Source organism: Alteromonas sp. MmMcT2-2, from assembly GCF_022348305.1.
Lineage (GTDB): Bacteria > Pseudomonadota > Gammaproteobacteria > Enterobacterales > Alteromonadaceae > Alteromonas > Alteromonas macleodii.
Genome location: NZ_JAKRFA010000005.1, coordinates 1 through 18,168, shown reverse-complemented (window position 1 = coordinate 18,168; position 18,168 = coordinate 1). Strand labels below are relative to the sequence as shown.

Genomic DNA, 18,168 nt, shown 5'->3' with positions numbered 1-18,168 from the left:
TTACGGCCGAAAGGGACGCATCTGAGCCCATTATCCACGTCCGATCATCCCATCTATTTAAACTCGTTGTTCTAAAGGCATTCGTTTATCGCCTAACATCGATGTTTTCGGAGATCGATTTACAGATGAAGATATGGAAGGGCTTGGCGCCGCAACAACGGCAGTTCAAGCCCTCTGCAATACCTCAATGGGCATCCTGTACGGACACAGAGCTTTGATGACCTCCGTTCTGGCCATCGGCTGGCTCTTGGGCACCCTTAAAGCGGAGTAGGCGCAGCGCATTGAGCGTGACCAAAGCGGTGGCACCGGTGTCGGCCAGCACAGCAACCCAAAGGCCAGTGATACCCAGCACACTGGTGACTAGGAACAGGCCCTTGAGGCCAATGGCGAACACTACGTTCTGGTGGATGTTGGCCATCGTCGCGCGGGACAGCGCCACCAGGTGCGCAACGTCCGTGACGCGGCTCTTGAGCAGAGCAGCGTCTGCGGTCTCTAGGGCCACGTCGGTGCCGCCGCCCATGGCGATCCCTACATCGGCGGTCGCCAAGGCCGGCGCGTCGTTGATGCCGTCGCCGACCATCGCCACCTTCGCGTCGCGCTTCAAGTCGTTGACCAGGCGCAACTTGTCTTGCGGAAGCAACTCACTCTCCCACTCGATATCCAGCTTGCCGGCGATGGCCTGCGCAGTTCTCCGATTGTCACCGGTGAGCATGACCGAGCGCACACCCATCGCCTTGAGCTGGGCCACGCCTTCGCGGGCGTCACGGCGAGGTTCGTCACGCAAGGCCAACAGGCCCATGACATTCTTGCTTGCTTCGTCGAACAGAACCACCACCGTCTTGCCACCATCTTCCAGCTTGGCGATTTCCTGCTGGTGCGCGAGGGTCAGCGTGGCCATCTGCCCTGCATGGACGGGCGATCCCACGGCTAGCTTGCTGCCGTTCACGGTAGCGCGAACTGCCTTGCCCGGGATAGCGAATGCTTCGGTGGCTTGTGGAACCTCCACATCGAGGCTCTTGGCGTGGGCAACGATTGCCTTCGCCAACGGGTGATTCGATCCAGACTCGACGGCGGCGGCGAGCGCCAGTACCTGTTGCTGCTTGGATTGCCCGAAAGGCACGACTTCAGTGATGCGCGGCTTGCCCTCTGTCAGCGTGCCAGTCTTATCGAAGGCGACTGTGCGAACGCGACCAATGGTTTCCAAGGCGTTGCCACCTTTAATCAGCAAACCTCGGCGAGTAGCAACAGCCAGTCCCGAGGCAATGGCCGCCGGCGTTGACAAAACCAAGGCGCACGGGCACGCGATTAGCAGCAAAGCAAGACCACGGTACAGCCAAGTGCCCCAATCACCACCCATGGTAAGCGGGGGAACCACGACGATCAGCGCCGCGATGGCCATCACGGCCGGGGTGTAGTAACGGCTGAACTTTTCGATGAAGCGTGCCGTCGGCGCCTTGGAGGATTGAGCTTGCTCGACGAGCTGGATGATGCGCGAGATGGTGTTGTCCGATGCAGCCTTCTCAACCAGAACTTCAAGCACACCGTCGACGTTGATCGAGCCGGCAAATACGTCATCGCCACCGGCCTTTTGACGCGGCACGGACTCCCCTGTGATCGGAGATTCATCGAGACTGCTTTCGCCGCGGAAGATCTTGCCGTCAGCGGGCACTCGATCACCCGGGCGCACCAAAACCCGGTCGTTCACGCTCAGGGAGGCAGCGGGCACTTCGCGCTGCCCACCATTGGCGTCGAGCAAGACAGCAGTTTTAGGCACCAGAGAAGCCAGCGCTTTAATGCCGGCGCGGGCGCGGCCAGCGGCCACACTTTCAAGCAGCTCGCCGACCGCGAACAGGAACACCACAGCAGCGGCCTCCTCGGCCTCGCCAATCACGAGCGCGCCCAGCGAGGCGACAACCATCAGTGTTTCGATGGAGAACGGGGAGCCAGATATGGCCAGCGCGAAGGCTTTGCGCGCGAACGGGAGTACGCCAGCGATCACGGCAGCGGCGAAGATCCATTCGGCATAGCCGGGGATAAATTGAGCAACTGCATAGGCCGAGCCCATGAGAGCTGCTAGGCCCTGCACATGCTTACCCTTCTTCGTCTGCCACCAGCGTTGAGTGATAGCTGAGGGCACGCGGGCAGGCGCGGCAGGCGAGGATCCATCAAGGCGGCGCACGTCGGAGACGCCGAAACCCAGGCTTTTGATGGTCTTCTCGATGTCGCCAATATGTGTAGGACTTCCAGACGCGAGCGTCAGCTCAAGCGTTTCTGCCGTGAAGTTGATGCGGGCATCTGATACGCCCGCCATGCGAGCAAGAGCCGTTTCAATCTTGCCAACGCAGCTCGCGCAGTCCATGCCTTCCACGTGCATCGAAACGTTGGGTGGGTTACCAGGGGGCTCGCGGCGAGCGTGTGAGGTGTGATCATGTCCACTGCAGGAGCCGTGTTCATGCCCGCCGTTTGTCTTTTGCGTGTGGCCGTGCCCATGATCACCGCCGCAAGCGTGACCATCCTTGTGATCTTCGCTGTGGTCATGTGCATGGACCGATTGGCGCGATACGGCCGCAATCGAGAGCGACGACACTGGCAGTTCTTCCACACCGAACCCCAAAGTTTTGATTTTCTTAGCTACATCGCGAGCAGTGAAGCGGCTTTTCAGATTGCGAGTCAACGTCAGCGTTTCACTAGAAAAATTGACTTGCACGTCCGTCAGCCCATCCATTCGGGAAAGGGCCTTCTCGATTTTGCCGACGCAGCTCGCGCAATCCATGCCCTCCACACGGAAGCTCAGCTGCTCCCTAGCCTTGTCCTGGTACTCCGTTATTTCCCTTGTCATATCTACCTCCAAGTTCTCTGAACACTTTGCAAGTTAGGTTCGCCGCACGCCGCACATACTGCTTAAATATAACAAACACATGAACATACATCCATGTGTTAATCATTAAAAAAGAAGGCTGTTGTCCTTCTGTTTACGATCGTCTGTGGTTGTGGCGTGCGGCGTGCGGCGCACGTGCTTACAGTTTCGACACATTTTCAAAATGCAGATTGAATTTTAGCACACATATGAAGATATGTTCAATTATTTAATTCATGAAGTTAGCATGGTTAATTTCTACGCTCACGATGGGGGGGAGTGAAAGCTGGCGTCGGCTGATGAGGCCCAGGGGATTGAGTGCGGTCAGATTCATACAACCGTCACCCAAACATCACGCATGGGCGAAGTCGCGCTTACTCAGGACTGGGATGGCGCATTACAGTTGCTGACGGGCTGGCACCTCTCTTGCGCAATCGCGAAAATGCCCAGCAAAAAGTAGGCATCTTTGCGTTCGACGCAATTCGCAATCATTCCTCAGAGAAGTGACAGACCATGTCCTGAAACACTTGACTGATGTGCTCATCCGCGATGCCGTAGAAGATATGTTTCGCCTGACGTTATCCACGCACAAGTCGAGCTCCACGCAGGAGCCGCAGATGATGACTGACCAAGAATTGGGATAGATCGAGCGTTTCTGCGATGTCGCCCACCGCGACTGATCCGCGCATGCACTGTAGCAGGATCTTCAGGCGCGATTGATCTCCTAACAGGAGAAAAGTCTCAGCGAGAACAGCGACGTCACTATGAGAGAGCGCCAAGAGCTCTGGGGCCGAACGCTGAGCATTGGTGGCGCAATTCTGAGCATTGTCGCCATTGGCGTGTTTTCGAGAAGTCATGGATTTCTTGTCCCTGAGCTGCCAGCACTACGCTGGCTGCAGCATCAGTGTTGATGACCCGGGACGGAATGGTCGTGCTTATGACCCTTTTCATGGCTGTGGCTAGTGTCATGCTCATGTGGGGTGTGCCCTTGCGGCCCACCTGTCGGCTGCAAGCTGCAAAGGTTCTTTTCACCAGGAGAGTTCCATTCGATCCCGACCGTCACGTGCTCGATGCCAAATTGCTCTCGAAGCACCACCTCTACGCACTTGACCACGGTGCGCGCTTCCTCAGCCACACTAGGGCGAACGTGCAGCGTGGCCATCGTGCGACCAGAGGTAAGCTGCCATACATGCACATGACTGACGGCCGCCAAGCCAGGCACCGCGCCCATCAGGCCTTGTTCCACCTGCTCCGGAGAAGCGTCCTCGGGCGCACCTTCGAGCAAAATGTGGATCGATTTCGCCAGGAGCTTCCAGGCGCTGCGCAGGATCAGGGCTGCCACCAGCACCGACAGGATGGGGTCAATTGGCGTCCAACCAATGAGATAGATGACCACTGCAGCGACGATGGCACCGACCGAGCCCAGCAGGTCGCCCATCACGTGCAGGATGGCCCCCTTCACGTTGACGTGATCGGTCTCTCCGCGGGTCATGATCCACAACACCAGAACGTTTACCAACAATCCAAGCACGGCGACGATCATCATCGGGCCGGCAAGGATGGCGGGCGGAGCTTGCAGTCGCTCCCATGCTTCATAGGCGATCCATGCCACGATCACAAAGAGCGTCACAGCGTTCAGGAAGCCGGCGATGACCTCGAACCGAAGGTAGCCAAAGGTGCGCTTGCTGTCAGCTGGTCGGCGCCCGAACCGGAATGCCGCGTATGCCAGAGCCAGCGCTGCTGCATCGGTCAGCATGTGGCCCGCATCGGCCAGAAGGGCCAGCGAGCCCGACAGCACGCCGCCGACAGCCTCCACGATCATGAAGCCGAAGATCAGGAAGAAGGACAGCAAGACCTTGCGTTCGTTAGCGCCGGTCACTTTTGGAGTGTGGTCATGGTCGTGACCATGTTCATCGTGCGATTGGGACATCAGGGCCTCGCGCAGAAATTAGGTGGTTGACTGTACGTAAAATATAATACATGAACATATGTTTATGCAATGTATTTTTAGCAAACCATACTAAGGACTGCGAAAGATGAGTGGCGGCGATGCGGCTATTTAGTACGCCTATCCTCTTGGCCACACCCTGTGCAGGTCGTCCACAATCAGGTCGTGATGATGTTGGCCCAGATCCAAGTGCTGACGCAGATAGAGGATGACCCGCCGGAAGGTTCGGATGGTCGTGAGCCAGATCGGACGGGGCGCTGGCTGGCCAAAACCGCAGCGCGAGCACCACGCAGGAAAGCGCCTGAAAACATCTAGGAGATTTCAATCATGGACACGAACTTCGACGTCATCGTCATCGTCATCGTCATTGGCGCCGGGCCTGGTGGCGACATCGCAGCGATTCGCGCCGAGCAGTTAGGCATGAATGTCGCCTGCGTCGATGCCTGGAAAACCAAGGAAGGCAAGCCTACCCAAGACGGTACATGCAACAACATCGGGTGCATCCCGTCAAAGGCGCTGCTGCAGTCGTCCAAAAACTTAGACCAAGCCAAGCACCACTTCGGCGCGCTCGGCATCATGTCCACGGGCGAGCTACGCATGGACGTGGCTGTGATGCTGGAGCGCAAGAATCAGGTCGTGAAGTCGAGCAACGAAGGCAAACTCTATCTGTTCCGAAAAAACAAGGTGCAGTTCTTAAACGGTCTGGCGTTTATGACTCGGGCCGCCGTCGGCCTTGAACTGGATGGGCGCGGAGCCGTCGTGGTGAACGGCGAATGGCGCACCAGCGTGCCCAGTATCTGGGCCATCGCCGATGTGGTGCGCGGCCTGATGCTAGCGCACATGGCAGAGGAAGAAGGTGTCGCTGTGGTCGAGCGCAGAAGGTGTCGCTGTGGTCGAGCGCATTGCAGGCCATCGCGGTCATGTCGATTTCAACACGATCCCCAACGTCATCTACACCAGCCCGGAAATCGCCTGGGTAGGTCGCACCGAGCAGCAGCTCAAATACGCGGGCGCAGCATATCGTAGCTGTACATTTCCGTTCATGGCTAACGGTCGCGCGCGTGCATTGAGCGAGACAGCGGGTCTCGTCAAGGTGATCGCAAATCCTACGACAGACGAAATCCTCGGCGTACATGTAGTCGGCCCGCAGATCAGCGAACTTGTGGCTGAGGCGGTCATCGCGATGGCATTCAATAAGGCCTCACTTGCGGTCGATAAGCGCGCTGAACTTCTGATTGATCAGAATTGGACCCGCATTCATCTCATTGAGTGTAGCCGCGGGCGGTCATACGGCCCCAGCTTGTAATAGATCGCAATCCGCATCGCAACGAGCGCTTCGCCCGCGGCTAATCGTCGTTGTGCTCTTCGACGATGTGAGTGGACATGTCCAGCAGCACTTGGTTCACATGCTTGTCGTCCACCTCATAGAAAATTTGCTTGGCCTGGCGCACCCCCTTCACAAGGCGGGCTCCACGCAGCAGCCGCAGGTGGTGACTGACCAGCGACTGCGAAAGCTCGAGGGATTCCGCGATGTCCCCAACCGAGGAGGAACCCTTCATGCAGCACAGCATTATTCTCAACCGAGACGGGTCGCCCAGTAGGCGGAAGGTCTCGGCCAGGATCGTAACGTCATTCTGTGACAAAGAAGCCAGATCGTCGCTTGCACCGCGGGGCGCGTTAACTTGTTTGCGTAAAGTCATTTCTCAAAAATTCCAACTCTCGAACAGCTACTCATGCCGTTCAGAATTAACGAGGCTGCGATAATTTGATCGCACTCGCCGACAAAGATCAGGAGACAGCCTGCGAGCCAAGGCGCGCCGCGTCTATGCGCAGCGAAATCGTCCAAACCAGCAGCGCTCAAAATAGGGCTTAACCTTACAACATAGTAACCCTCAAGTACCCTGTATGTCTAATTTCAATTTTGAGAAGACACCTTGAGCATGCCATTAACAAGTGCTGGTCGTGCCACCGTAGCAGCGATCAGCCTGCCCATCGAGGGCATGACCTGCACGAGCTGCATCGTCCGAATCGAGTGCGCCCTGACCAAGGTGCCTGTCTCTTGATCACATCTCATTGATCAAGAGACTTGGCTAACAGGTAACCTTCAAGGATGGTTTGTGGTAAAACTATCCTTCCCATAACCGCTCCCTGCCGACTCGTCCCGTCCTTTTTGAATCAAACCAACCCACTAATTTTCCGAGACTTATACAAACCCAATAAACACTTGGAGTTCGCTTCGGTACTTTTTTCTTTTCGACTTTTGACCACAGCAGCTTCCAATCACTCACAAACTTACTTGTTAGCACTGATTAAATAAAGTTGACTTTAATCATATGAATTTTAATAAATTAAAAATCAGGCCGCATGCGACCTCATCCTGACGACAAAGGTCTAGCTTTCGAGCTAAACTGCGTATTCCCACCCATGGCGATCACCTAATAACATTGAAGGGAGTCGAAAGTTTAAGGGCAGCTTTCTATGTCCTGCAGATGGGAAGTATCCGCGAGGTAGAGAGCCTTCAGTATTGGGCAGTCGGGTTTTTCATTTCCCGCGCAGCAAGCAGAGAGTGTGGTAAGAATTGATGCCATACGTTGAAATTCTTCAATTTTTAAGGTTAAATCATTAATATGAGATTCAACTATACTTTTAACATCTGCACTCTGACGCGAATGATTTCCCCAAAGAGAAAGTAACTCTCCTGCCTGTGACAGAGAAAAACCGAGATCTCGACATCGACGTATAAAATGTAACTTATAAACATCGGCATCTTTGTAGATCCGATAACCAGCCTCTGTTCTGGAGACTGATGGTATTAGCCCAACCTCCTCATAGTAACGAATCATTTTCGCCGAAACTCCCGATAAGCGGGCTGCATCACCAATGTTCATCTTCACCTCCCAAATGATTTTTACTAATACTGTAGTTAGCTTTAAGTAACATAGTTTCGGGTAACATTTATTGAAGGAAATTTCCTAATCCATTGAACCAAGTAACCATTAACCTGTTCCCAAAAATCTCACCAGCCCCCACCTAACTTCAGGTTAAACCTTCCCCTAACCGGAAGGTCAAGAGAAGTCGATAGATTTTTTGTATGATATTAAAATCTTGATCGTTTAGATTTCCCACATGGTTTAATAATAAATAATTCTTAAAGTTCAAAAATAAATGCCGACTTAATTCATCTGACTCCACTGATCATCTAGTGTTCAAAAAATTATCTACCCATTGAACCATTGCTTTAACCAAATCATCATCATATGCGATGTGCTGACCATGGCGCTGTTCTGGCGAGGGCAGCCTCAAGGTGTCATCGTTCATACTGATAGTTGGACCATTGCAGTTTTGAGAGTCAAATTCATTAGAGATCCGATTGCATTTCGAGCTCTATCGAGTGATTTTGCTTCAATGAGTTCAGCAATAGTAAAGAGCACCATAATCATCGCAGCTTCTGGCCACTGTCTAGAATTAAGGCCCATAACTGCCATATACATCCCCTTATTTCTTTTTAATCAGTTTTTCCTCTACAGGACAATCCATTTGCATAATGCGGATTTCAGTTCGCCCCCCCCAGATTATTTAATCTTTGTAGGCGCAGCCGCGCAACAGTCTCCACTAAGGCCATGATCATCTTGATCATGCGATTTCTGGTCATGGTCATGGCCACAACCTTTGTAAGTAGGCTTATCATGATTTAGGTCTTTTTCAACATGCGAATGGTTGCAATCATTATGAACATACAAATGACCATTCGCCTTGTTCAATTCGCCTGATTTCTGAATCTTGCCTCCCACAACCAAGCTTAATTTTTAAATACAACTAGCAGCTTCCTTCCTACTAGAGTTTTACTTTTTTGCGGGACCACTTGCCCAATATGTTTACTATACTGACTACTGAAGACCCTAATCTAACTACAGAGTCAAGTTCAAACGAGGGATATATGAAAATTGGTGAGTTGGCGCGTAAAGCAGGCTGTCCGGTAGAAACGATTCGTTACTACTAGAAAGAAGGTCCACTGCAGGCACCTTTACGAGACATAGGAAATAATTATCGTCACTACGACAAAACCCGTCTTGAAAAACTACTATTCATCCGCCGCTGCCGTTCTCTCGATATGACCCATGAGGAAATTCGCGCTTTGCTGTTAGCAATCAATAATCAGGGTAAAGAATGTGGCCCGATAGATGCAATCATCAACGCCCACCTAATTCACATTCAGCATCGAATCAAAGAATTAGTAGCGTTAGAAGAGCAACGTAAGGAGCTGAATGCTTTTTGTAGCGCTGACCGCAGCATAGATAAATGTTGCATAGTCCAAAAATTGACAGCTGATGAAAGTGATAGCGATCTTTCCTTAACCGCACCAACCAACCATTTAGGGGGGCATTAGTGATGCCACGCGCTTGTTTAAAATGAAAAAAATGTGATGGTGTTAAAACTGCGTAGTCTTACACCATTATGGGCCAATTTAAAGTACTACATTTTGCCGCTCAGCTTATCTCCAGAGCGGCGCTGTACCGCTCCTCCTCGGTTTACGGTGCGGGCTTTGCCCGAAGCATTGGTTAATGTCCTAAGAATAGGACATTCTGACCGCTCATCCCCAGCACAACTCCGGATTAAAACTCGTAGTTTCTCAGTCATTTGACGTATACTTTCCATACGTCGTTCTAAGTCAGCAATGTTCTCCTGAGCCAGGCGTTTAACATCAATGCTCTGGCGAGATTTGTCATTCCATAACGTAAGCAAGCCTTCTATATCTTCCAGAGAGAACCCGAGATCTCGGGCACTACGAATAAAAACCAATCTATGAACATCATTGAGAGCATACTTACGATAACCTGACTCCGTACGCTCGGAGGCAGGGATTAATCCAATTTGCTCGTAATAACGAATCATCTTGGTGGATATTCCTGATTTACGCGATGCTTCTCCGATATTCATAAGCCCACCTTGTTAATGCTCAGCGTTAATGCTCAGCGTCCTCAACCAAAGGAGGCTGGAACCGACGCAGACGCAATGAGTTTCCCAGAACGAACACGCTTGATAGCGCCATCGCCCCTGCTGCAAAAATTGGAGAGAGCAGTATTCCATAAGCTGGGTATAGCAGTCCTGCAGCCACTGGAATCAATGCTGCATTGTAAGCAAATGCCCAAAAGAGATTTTGTCTGATGTTACCGATTGTTGCCTTAGACAATCCAATAGCATTAGGAACTCCCTGCAAGTTTCCTGACATTAAGACAACATCAGCTGACTCCACGGCTATATCTGTTCCTGTACCAATTGCAAGTCCAATATCTGCAACTGCAAGTGCCGGGGCATCGTTTATCCCATCGCCGACAAAAGCAACTTTACCGTAATTTTCTTGCAGTCGACGCACCGCTTCAACTTTGCCTTCAGGTAACACTTCCGCAACCACTTCATCAATATCTAATTGTTTAGCAATAGCCTGAGCTGTATTCGCATTGTCACCGGTAATCATGGCGACCTTGAGACCAAGCTGATGTAATGCCTTTATAGCTACTGGAGTACTTGATTTAATAGGGTCAGCTACAGCAATAATTGCAGCCAACCGACCATCTATAGCAACATAGAGAGGTGATTTCCCCTCATTCCCGAGGCGTTCAGAAATCCGGGAAAAATACGTTACCTCCAATGCTAACTCACGCATAAATCGATCAGCGCCTACTTCTACAAGGCTCCCTTCAACAGTCGCTCGTACTCCCATACCAGTGATTGAATCAAACTCAGTAAGCTCTGGCAGTAAAATGCCGTCTCCTTCTGCCGACTCAACAATAGCGCGAGCAATAGGGTGCTCAGAACGTGATTCAACTGCGGCAACTTTTGCTAATACCTCATTACGTTCAAAACCCTGAGCTAGTTCCAGATCTGTCATGACTGGACGACCTTCAGTCAGAGTTCCGGTTTTGTCTACAGCAACAACTTTGGCATCTTTGAGTAACTGTAGGGCTTCTCCCTTGCGGAATAAAATTCCCATTTCTGCACCACGACCTGTACCAACCATGATAGATGTCGGTGTCGCGAGTCCCATTGCACATGGACATGCAATGATTAGCACTGCCACAGCATTAACCAATGCGAAAGACAGGGCTGGTGATGGACCAAATACTAACCAAATCAGGAATGTAAAAAGTGCTGCCAACATCACAGCTGGAACAAACCACAATGTCACTCTGTCCACAACAGCTTGTATAGGTAACTTTGACCCCTGGGCCTGTTCTACCATCCGTATGATTTGTGACAGCATTGTCTGACCACCAACCGCAGTAGCACGCAACCTCAGTGCTCCTTTCTGGTTCACAGTCCCTCCGACAACTCCACTGCCAACGATTTTTTCCACTGGTATAGGCTCACCAGTTATCATCGATTCATCTATAAAACTGGTACCTTCACTTACCTCTCCATCGACCGGAATCCTTTCTCCCGGGCGAACTTCGATAATGTCTCCAAGCACAACGTCTTTGACAGGAATATCATTCATTACGCCATTACGGAGCACGTGCGCCTCCTTAGCCTGCAAGCCTACTAAGCGTTTGATAGCCTCAGACGTTCTCCCCTTAGCTCTCGCCTCCATAAATCGTCCCAAAAGAATGAGAGCGACAATCACTGCAGCAGCTTCGTAGTACACATTAACGGTACCCTCAGGCAAAAGGTATGGTACAAACGTAGCAACCACAGAATAACCAAAAGCAGCAATAGTCCCGACAGAGACCAGTGAATTCATGTCAGGAGCAAGCCGCGTAAGAGCAGGAATGCCTTTCATGTAGAATCGACGACCTGGAACCACTAAGACTAACAATGTCAATACAAACTGGACGTACCAGCTTTCCTGGATCCCAATGGTATTCATCACCCAGTGTTGCATTCTTGGAATCATGTGAGATCCCATTTCGAGAACAAATACCGGCAGAGCCAGTGCTGTTGCAATAACTAAATCTTTCTTTAATAAAGCCTTCTCTGCGTCCTTTCTTACTTCAGACTCATTACTGACCTGATTTTGGGTATCGATGACACGGGCTTCATAGCCAACTTTTTGAATAGCAGATATGAGATCGTCTATGCCAGCCACTCCGCGAATAGTTGCCCTCTCAGTTGCAAGGTTAACCGTTGCCGCCTTTACACCATCAACCGCTAAGAGTGCCTTTTCAACACGGCCAACACACGAAGCACATGTCATACCTTGCACTGAAAGTTCAACGGATGTTACAGGAACTTCATATCCTACCTTTTCAATTGCTTCGATTAACTTCAGTCGATCAACAGGAGCTTTAAGATGAATATCCGCCAGCTCAGTCGCAAGATTGACACTTGCGTTTACGACGCCTTCAACTTTGTTTAAAGCTGCTTCAACTCGTCCTACACAACTTGCACAGGTCATACCCTCAATAGGTAAGCTAACCCGGGCTTCAGCATTGCTGGAGAGCTGGTTTTTATGAATGCTCATGATGTATTTCTCATTGTTGGTTCAGATATTAAACAGTCTAGGGCTTACCATGATGGGAAGGTCAAGCGTATTATTTTTAACCTCATGAACACAACAAATGAAGCGCCATCATTCCTGATATTCATCCAGCTGTTTGGTAGTGTGTAACTCTAACTCAAAAGAAACGAGCGCCTAAATCTCAAAATATCAGGCTAGTAGCCTGTTTGAATGTGCTCCCTCAAGAAAAGCCCCGCTAACTGCCTTTTGCAGTGGCGGCGCTAGCATTCTTTTCGGTATTCATGGCCGCAGCTTGTAATCAAGCTAAGTGAATGGGAAACCTATTAACTGAAACGCCGTCATGGTAATCGGGGACGGGGTGGGATGACGCCCAAGCCGTCAGAAATCTGGCCGCTTGGGCGTTTTTTATTGTTATAAGGTGCCCAGTAAAACGGCGCTGATTGCTGGAATTGTTGTGCCAATGACTTCTTGAGTGCTAGCAACAACAGGTAAAGTTGCAGACATGACACTTTCAACGACTGTTGGTGTGTTGTAGAGACCCATACCGCCACCAATGCCCAAGGCAAAGGCCATCAAGCTTTGGCGAGCGATACCGCCCACAATACCCACCAGAACCATGGCTCCCGCTACGATCCGTCCCAAAGTACCTTGGGTCCAATCTTTTAGGGTATCCCACACATCGGTGAAAGCATCACCACCGGTGCCTGCAAATGAGGGCTCCGAAATCATTAACGCCATTAAACCAAGCGCACCAATGGTCATTAGGCGCTGAGTCTGAATGCTGCGAACTGCATTTGTCATTCGTTAGTTTCTCCGTAGATACTCAAGTTATCGCGCTTACCATCAGCTCCCGCTGAGGCTGAATCGCTTTGAGTCTGAAGTGGACGTAGCACTGGCGAAACCGTTCGAGGTGCTGACACCCCAATATCCCACCGGCGCGGTTCAATTTCGGTAAACACGTAGCTGGATAAATTCAGATCTCCACGGTCATCCTCCCAAGGCGCAATCCAAATCCGCATTACCCTTGAAGGAATGCGAATAGGTGCAGATTGCTGCGTCTCGGGTAATGCTGGATGGCTCAGCAGTCCTGTCTCTAAATCAGATTGTGAATACCCAGAGGGAGAACCAATTCGAGTCGCCACAGCATCAATCGTCTTGGGTGCAGCGCCATAACTGGTAAGCTCATAGACTTCACGAGCAGATAAACAGCGCACACCGTCAGGCATACCTGGGCATCCATATTCACTACTCCCAAGACCCAATGAACTACAGCCAGACAATAAGGTTGAGCCGACTGCCAATAAAAGTAATCCAGCTTTAGACCACTGTTTTGACTGGTGCTTTGGGTTGTTCTGCATTGATGTCGTCATGGTTAACTCTCCTCTGGATACACATCTTATTGTCTGAAACGGACTTCGATCGGTTAGCAACATGCAGGATTTTTTCATCTTCTTGCACCACCCCCTTGAGAAGTGGCCAACGACAACGAGGCACCACGAGTGACTATGACTTCAATTTTCCTTGCAGCGTCTACCTCTATGACTGGGAACATATTTTCAGCCATGTCCAAATAGAACTTGGCCACTCTATCCAATGCTTTACCTGTGCCTTTAATCGCAGCGCCTTGTAATGCTTCTTGGCTCATGACTTGCTGGTACAGCTGAGTATCACCGGCATTACCCGTCTGAATCGTCGGAACAGGATTTACATCAAATGCGCCAGCCAAGCCCTGAAGGAATCCGGCCATCATCGACTTGGCCACCAGCTGGCCTTGTTTCGACACCAATCGGCCACGAATGCCGGCTTTGCCGTCTTCACCTACAGCATAAGAATCCAGTCGTGTTTCAATGACGCCACCGTCTTCTCTCACACATGAAATGGTCTCGCCTCGCAAATAAGCACGCTCAGAGCTCAAATCACCGTAACCTGCGGCGATCAAGAAACACTCTTTGATATCCGCTCTAAATCGGTTGGGTAAAATGGCTTCCTTTTGAATCCTCAGCAATGCAGGAAAAGGTTCGCGTCTTGCGGACTCGTGAGTAGGTGCATCCAAACCTGTGATCAAAGTACCTGAGATGATGCTGCCCGCCGGTAAATACAAAGGCGGCGCTTCTTGCACAACAACCTCTGGTTCAGCAACCACTTCAGGCTCAATCATACGAATCGTGATTGGCGGCAATGGAACATCCCGAGCTCGTGTACCTTGGCCATTGGCTGGCTGCTGATAGAGCGGATCAGGAAGTGGCGCATTGGCAAAATAGTCGTCTGGGTTAGACGGCAGTGGCTTTTCTTCTTCAGGCAATTCCATGGCAGATAAAGGTACTTCAAAGCGGCTATTTGTGCCTTCAACTGCTGCATCACCTCCAGCGCGAACATCATCAAGTTCCGCTCTAAGGCGGGCCAGCTCCGCATTGACTTCACTTGGTATAGAAGGCGAACCTGGGCTTAGCCGTCCTGAATCGACGTCACGACGCAAGCGCTCAACTTCACGACGTAACTGTTCATTGCGCTCACTGAGTAGTTTTACGTTCGCAGCCAAACTATCGACCCCAACATCACGAGTATTGGTATCCGTAAGAATGTGCCGGATCGTTTCCTGTCGGTTCCGACTACTTGAGTCATCGTCAGGATTAGGTGAAAACACCATCACCATAAGGATGAGACCACCAGCAATACCAGCAACCGATAGGCCCCGCTTCATGTTCGGGCTCATTTGTTCCCATTGTGCTTTCATCGTTATTCACCTCCCACAAGAAGCGAAGGTCGCTGACTTTCCACCGCTTCTTCACGATGATTGCGAACAACCACATACAACTCAGTCTTTTCACCCGGCAACAAGATATTGCGAGGCCAGTAGGCGCTTGCCACTATATCTGGTGCATGACAGGCTATTTCACTGGCTTCTATCGGCCCATCGGCAAAGCTTTCAACCAGTCCTACATAGACGGTGAAGTAATGTCCCGTCACAATTTGCCCCTGTTTAAAACCAAACTTTAAGCCAGGCTGAAAACATTTCGGGCTTGTGTCAGTTTGGCCAGCTAAACGGATGTCATAGCCTTGTGGTAACTCATTTAGTGCAAGGCGTCTGAGTAAATCACGTAAGCTATCGACGTATGGCTGAGCCGTTTCCCAAGTGGCGGCTTTTCGGTTCACGACGCCCTTAATAGGCCACTGCTGACCATCAATAGCTAAGGTGATTTCACGCGGTGGAATACGACGAGGTACTAAGGTGACAGATAATGCGGGAGCTTCCTGACCAGGCGGAGTGATGTAAAGTGAAACCGGTGATTCTTTGTCCGTGGCTACATATACAACATTCCCCTTGATTTGCGTCTGAGCATCACTGGTTGTTCTCACCTGAGGCGATTCAAACGGCGTCACAATCCGATTCAGATGACCAAGTGCTACAGGGATCAGTTCATTAACCCCCGGTGTCATCAGTAACGTTGTTGGCACATCCGTTGAAACCGTATTGGTTTGAACCGGCGAATTTGCTGTAGCGGGCTGCTTCATCACACTAGCTGGCACAATCGGCAATTCCACGTCTGCATACGACGCTTGAGATAACAGGACGCCACTCAAGCTCATTGCGATTAAGTTTGGTGTTATCCATCGATTAATTTTGGTTCGCATCATTCACCCTCCGGTTTTGCTCTTGGGTCAACTTTTCACGAACTCGCTTCGTTCTAGCTTGCCCCTCATACGTATCCATCCAACTGAGCTTTGGACGGTATTGCTCAATATCGATGTCAAACTCATAGGTGCGAGTTTGGCGCTGTTCATCTCCAGATGGTCCAGAGACCAAGGAATAACCGGTCACAAAGACATGGCCGGTTTCATACTCATACTCCACTTGTCTGGGTTGGAATTTGAGCGTGACTCGGTCTTCCCGGATTTGTCTTGCCTGAATCTCCAGTGCATCGACCACTTGCTGGTACACCGCTGGAGAAAGCAGTGGTTCTATAGCAACCCGGATAAAGGACACATTACCCGGCGTCACGTTGCCCATAAGCTCAGCCAGGTAGAGCCCCCAGGACTCCAGGTAAGGTTGAGTGGCTTGGTTTCGTGACACTTCAGCCGTTTCAGACAAGGTTGGTGGTTGAATGGCCACTACGGTATTGCGAGAAAATGCCGCAACCGCAAGCAGCAAGTTAGATAGCACCAGCACTGCAATCAGAAACCGTTGCCATCGGTTCTCTAATTGCGTGCCTTGCCATGATTTTAAAAACACGTCGAACTTCACGGCAGATAGCTCCTGATAAATGGGTTAGGGATCGTCTTGGCTTTGGTTGGCAACAGTCCGGCCCAGTAGATGGCGTGAAGAATAAAACCATCTGGGCGACCATCACGAAAACGCCGATAGAGCTTGGTTGTCACCAACCCCAACAGGCATAAAACCAAGGCATTACCGGTAAAAATGCCGATCACTAGCCCCAACAGAATGGGAGCCATCTCATCGGCACTCCAAAGCAGGAAGTGCGGCGGGTCATCGATATAGGATGGAATACTCACAGGTTCCATAGTCACTCCTCGTTGTTTGAATTGAGAAGTGAAGAATGCCTTGGGATTGGCAGGTTCGGTGGTCAGCTAGATGCCGAATTTTTGAAGGTTTTGAGGGTTCTACTCAGACAATACTAACAATTGATCTTTTTGATGCGGTTGATATGATGAGGATATTGGTCGTGTCGAGACCAGCTGCCCACTTTAGCAAACCCGGACGGGACGACATGCATATCAAATTTATTTGGGTATACGGATTTAATGGTTGATGGGGTGAAGGTGCCCCATCAACCATTAAATCCGTATACCCTTTATTTTTAAGGCAAATGTTTTTCACTGAGAACACAGCAAAATGAATTAACGGCAGAAAAAAGGGCTCTTAATGACGCGGCAGGCTTCAGAAAGCATGCAAAATGCAATCATCGTTTAACAGAAAGGATAGATGCATACATGAACGCAGAAGAAGCATTACTTCAAATCTATATGAGAGAATTAGATACAAAGCGTCAAATAAAACATAATTCTAAATTTGACATATTTATGAGTACGGGGGCGTACCATTTAGAATTCGCTGTGTTGTCGTTGGCTATTAGCAAAGTAAATCAGGAATTAAAGAGTGCAGGTGTTGATATCGCGTCTTTCATAGACGAGATCCATAAATACATAAACGACATCATGGTAGACAGCATGGAAGGCTCGAACCAAGTTAAAGAGTTTGACCCGAACAACCCTAAGGAAGTAGAGGTGTCATGTTATAGCAGAACATTGAAAATGGTGAATGATAACCTGCTTAACCGTTACTACAACGCACTGCAAGCAGAAAGAATGAAGGAGGAGTTAGACAGAAAAGTCATTCGATTCCATAAAAAATGAAGACCTAAAGATATCAAAACGCATTCCTTGCTGAACAGGAATGCGCATGGACACTAATTGCCTTCTTCAAGGGCAGCGATTTTTGATTCTATGATCGGCAATCTCGCCCTGGCACCTCTGTGTCCTTTATCGACAGCTTTTGAATACCAGATTTTTGCCTGATAAAAATCTTGTTTAACGCCCTCACCTTTTTCATACAACACACCGAGCGTATAAGGCGCAATATCATGCCCTTCACTAGCAGCCTGCTTAAAAAGCGTGATTGCAGATTGTATATCGCCCTTGTCGAGCGCTGATGCGCCTTCAAAGAACGCGTCGTTCGCCCATACAGAAAAAGATAGAGTGAACGCAAAAGAGGACAAAAATAGCTTTCTTAACATAGGTGTTTCCCATACTCTAATTAAGCCGCTTTACGTGGCTTTTTGCTTCGCTTATTTTTAAAAGCTAAGGATATCTATCCGTTCACATTGGGCGCAAATATAGGCACATGTATCACTGCGCTTATCGCAGCGTTGGGTGTAGTGGGGGTTAATA

Annotated in this window: 17 protein-coding genes and 3 pseudogenes; 5 read left to right on the top strand and 15 right to left on the bottom strand. The window is 50.2% G+C overall.

From position 1 onward, the window contains the following. Positions 1–184: 184 nt before the first annotated feature. A complete protein-coding gene (locus tag MHM99_RS04695) occupies positions 185–2,839 on the bottom strand; it encodes a heavy metal translocating P-type ATPase (protein WP_011788492.1) in 2,655 nt (884 codons plus the stop codon). Positions 2,840–3,175: 336 nt separating this feature from the next. Here MHM99_RS04695 and MHM99_RS04690 point away from each other — a divergent pair, with 336 nt between their 5' ends. Next, positions 3,176–3,364, top strand: coding sequence for a hypothetical protein (locus MHM99_RS04690; RefSeq protein WP_148290650.1), 189 nt, complete (start codon positions 3,176–3,178; stop codon positions 3,362–3,364). On the opposite strand, the pseudogene MHM99_RS04685 reads toward MHM99_RS04690, so the two are convergent. Together MHM99_RS04685 and MHM99_RS04680 are read right to left on the bottom strand one after the other, a co-directional pair. Further along, positions 3,346–3,714 (bottom strand): annotated as a pseudogene (locus tag MHM99_RS04685) (metalloregulator ArsR/SmtB family transcription factor). The gene MHM99_RS04690 and the pseudogene MHM99_RS04685 overlap by 19 nt on opposite strands. A gap of 44 nt (positions 3,715–3,758) precedes the next feature. After that, complete coding sequence (locus tag MHM99_RS04680) at positions 3,759–4,787, bottom strand: cation diffusion facilitator family transporter (protein ID WP_011788490.1); 1,029 nt, start codon at positions 4,785–4,787, stop codon at positions 3,759–3,761. 345 nt (positions 4,788–5,132) lie between these two features. On the opposite strand from MHM99_RS04680, the gene MHM99_RS04675 reads away from it, so the two are divergent. Next, on the top strand, positions 5,133–5,831 hold the full coding sequence (locus MHM99_RS04675; protein ID WP_015066563.1) for an FAD-dependent oxidoreductase: 699 nt from the start codon (positions 5,133–5,135) through the stop codon (positions 5,829–5,831). Further along, positions 5,743–6,111 (top strand): hypothetical protein, encoded by a 369-nt coding sequence (locus MHM99_RS04670; RefSeq protein WP_223420022.1) that lies wholly within the window; start codon positions 5,743–5,745, stop codon positions 6,109–6,111. Before MHM99_RS04675 ends, MHM99_RS04670 begins: the two co-directional genes overlap by 89 nt. 40 nt (positions 6,112–6,151) lie before the next feature. On the opposite strand, the gene MHM99_RS04665 is transcribed toward MHM99_RS04670, so the two are convergent. From MHM99_RS04665 to cueR (MHM99_RS04655), 3 genes and pseudogenes are all read right to left on the bottom strand, one after another. Beyond that, positions 6,152–6,505, bottom strand: coding sequence for a metalloregulator ArsR/SmtB family transcription factor (locus MHM99_RS04665; RefSeq protein WP_011788489.1), 354 nt, complete (start codon positions 6,503–6,505; stop codon positions 6,152–6,154). Between the two features lie 429 nt (positions 6,506–6,934). Beyond that, positions 6,935–7,084, bottom strand: a pseudogene (locus MHM99_RS04660) (IS4 family transposase); the annotation flags it as partial. A 183-nt stretch (positions 7,085–7,267) separates the two neighbouring features. Beyond that, complete coding sequence (gene cueR, locus MHM99_RS04655) at positions 7,268–7,693, bottom strand: Cu(I)-responsive transcriptional regulator (protein ID WP_011788488.1); 426 nt, start codon at positions 7,691–7,693, stop codon at positions 7,268–7,270. Between the two features lie 983 nt (positions 7,694–8,676). Between cueR (MHM99_RS04655) and MHM99_RS04650 the strand changes: the two are divergent. After that, positions 8,677–9,192: pseudogene (locus MHM99_RS04650) on the top strand (Cd(II)/Pb(II)-responsive transcriptional regulator). A gap of 86 nt (positions 9,193–9,278) precedes the next feature. On the opposite strand, the gene cueR (MHM99_RS04645) reads toward MHM99_RS04650, so the two are convergent. From cueR (MHM99_RS04645) to traL, 8 genes are all read right to left on the bottom strand, one after another. Further along, entirely contained in the window at positions 9,279–9,743 is a 465-nt protein-coding gene (gene cueR / locus MHM99_RS04645) for a Cu(I)-responsive transcriptional regulator (RefSeq protein ID WP_011788480.1), read from the bottom strand. 25 nt (positions 9,744–9,768) lie between these two features. After that, positions 9,769–12,264, bottom strand: coding sequence for a heavy metal translocating P-type ATPase (locus MHM99_RS04640; RefSeq protein ID WP_011788479.1), 2,496 nt, complete (start codon positions 12,262–12,264; stop codon positions 9,769–9,771). A 408-nt stretch (positions 12,265–12,672) separates the two neighbouring features. Further along, the gene (gene traA, locus MHM99_RS04635; protein WP_011788478.1) at positions 12,673–13,062 is read right to left on the bottom strand and encodes a TraA family conjugative transfer protein; all 390 of its coding nucleotides are present in this window, start codon (positions 13,060–13,062) and stop codon (positions 12,673–12,675) included. Continuing rightward, positions 13,059–13,631 (bottom strand): TraV family lipoprotein, encoded by a 573-nt coding sequence (locus MHM99_RS04630; protein ID WP_015066557.1) that lies wholly within the window; start codon positions 13,629–13,631, stop codon positions 13,059–13,061. The genes traA and MHM99_RS04630 overlap by 4 nt, the downstream gene beginning before the upstream one ends. Before the next feature lie 74 nt (positions 13,632–13,705). Further along, complete coding sequence (locus MHM99_RS04625; RefSeq protein ID WP_020745001.1) at positions 13,706–14,995, bottom strand: TraB/VirB10 family protein; 1,290 nt, start codon at positions 14,993–14,995, stop codon at positions 13,706–13,708. Between the two features lie 2 nt (positions 14,996–14,997). Continuing rightward, the gene (locus tag MHM99_RS04620; RefSeq protein ID WP_020745000.1) at positions 14,998–15,894 is read right to left on the bottom strand and encodes a type-F conjugative transfer system secretin TraK; all 897 of its coding nucleotides are present in this window, start codon (positions 15,892–15,894) and stop codon (positions 14,998–15,000) included. Continuing rightward, positions 15,878–16,504 (bottom strand): TraE/TraK family type IV conjugative transfer system protein, encoded by a 627-nt coding sequence (locus tag MHM99_RS04615; protein ID WP_000667170.1) that lies wholly within the window; start codon positions 16,502–16,504, stop codon positions 15,878–15,880. Before MHM99_RS04615 ends, MHM99_RS04620 begins: the two co-directional genes overlap by 17 nt. Beyond that, positions 16,501–16,782, bottom strand: a complete 282-nt coding sequence (gene traL, locus MHM99_RS04610; protein WP_000433891.1) for a type IV conjugative transfer system protein TraL — start codon at positions 16,780–16,782, stop codon at positions 16,501–16,503. Before traL ends, MHM99_RS04615 begins: the two co-directional genes overlap by 4 nt. A gap of 429 nt (positions 16,783–17,211) precedes the next feature. Here traL and MHM99_RS04605 point away from each other — a divergent pair, with 429 nt between their 5' ends. Further along, a complete protein-coding gene (locus MHM99_RS04605) occupies positions 17,212–17,634 on the top strand; it encodes a hypothetical protein (protein ID WP_035234747.1) in 423 nt (140 codons plus the stop codon). A gap of 53 nt (positions 17,635–17,687) precedes the next feature. Here the strand turns inward: MHM99_RS04605 and MHM99_RS04600 are convergent, their stop codons facing one another. Then, positions 17,688–18,014, bottom strand: a complete 327-nt coding sequence (locus MHM99_RS04600) for an SEL1-like repeat protein (protein ID WP_020744997.1) — start codon at positions 18,012–18,014, stop codon at positions 17,688–17,690. Positions 18,015–18,168: the final 154 nt, after the last annotated feature.

What these genes read in the sequence shown, in the direction of transcription:
- MHM99_RS04640 (WP_011788479.1), bottom strand. Translation starts at nt 12,264, where the DNA reads ATGAGCATTCATAAAAACCAGCTCTCCAGCAATGCTGAAGCCCGGGTT.
- MHM99_RS04630 (WP_015066557.1), bottom strand. Translation starts at nt 13,631, where the DNA reads ATGACGACATCAATGCAGAACAACCCAAAGCACCAGTCAAAACAGTGG.
- cueR (WP_011788480.1), bottom strand. Translation starts at nt 9,743, where the DNA reads ATGAATATCGGAGAAGCATCGCGTAAATCAGGAATATCCACCAAGATG.
- MHM99_RS04695 (WP_011788492.1), bottom strand. Translation starts at nt 2,839, where the DNA reads ATGACAAGGGAAATAACGGAGTACCAGGACAAGGCTAGGGAGCAGCTG.
- MHM99_RS04680 (WP_011788490.1), bottom strand. Translation starts at nt 4,787, where the DNA reads ATGTCCCAATCGCACGATGAACATGGTCACGACCATGACCACACTCCA.
- MHM99_RS04620 (WP_020745000.1), bottom strand. Translation starts at nt 15,894, where the DNA reads ATGCGAACCAAAATTAATCGATGGATAACACCAAACTTAATCGCAATG.
- MHM99_RS04625 (WP_020745001.1), bottom strand. Translation starts at nt 14,995, where the DNA reads ATGAAAGCACAATGGGAACAAATGAGCCCGAACATGAAGCGGGGCCTA.
- MHM99_RS04600 (WP_020744997.1), bottom strand. Translation starts at nt 18,014, where the DNA reads ATGTTAAGAAAGCTATTTTTGTCCTCTTTTGCGTTCACTCTATCTTTT.
- MHM99_RS04675 (WP_015066563.1), top strand. Translation starts at nt 5,133, where the DNA reads ATGGACACGAACTTCGACGTCATCGTCATCGTCATCGTCATTGGCGCC.
- MHM99_RS04605 (WP_035234747.1), top strand. Translation starts at nt 17,212, where the DNA reads ATGAACGCAGAAGAAGCATTACTTCAAATCTATATGAGAGAATTAGAT.
- traA (WP_011788478.1), bottom strand. Translation starts at nt 13,062, where the DNA reads ATGACAAATGCAGTTCGCAGCATTCAGACTCAGCGCCTAATGACCATT.
- cueR (WP_011788488.1), bottom strand. Translation starts at nt 7,693, where the DNA reads ATGAACATTGGTGATGCAGCCCGCTTATCGGGAGTTTCGGCGAAAATG.
- MHM99_RS04665 (WP_011788489.1), bottom strand. Translation starts at nt 6,505, where the DNA reads ATGACTTTACGCAAACAAGTTAACGCGCCCCGCGGTGCAAGCGACGAT.
- traL (WP_000433891.1), bottom strand. Translation starts at nt 16,782, where the DNA reads ATGGAACCTGTGAGTATTCCATCCTATATCGATGACCCGCCGCACTTC.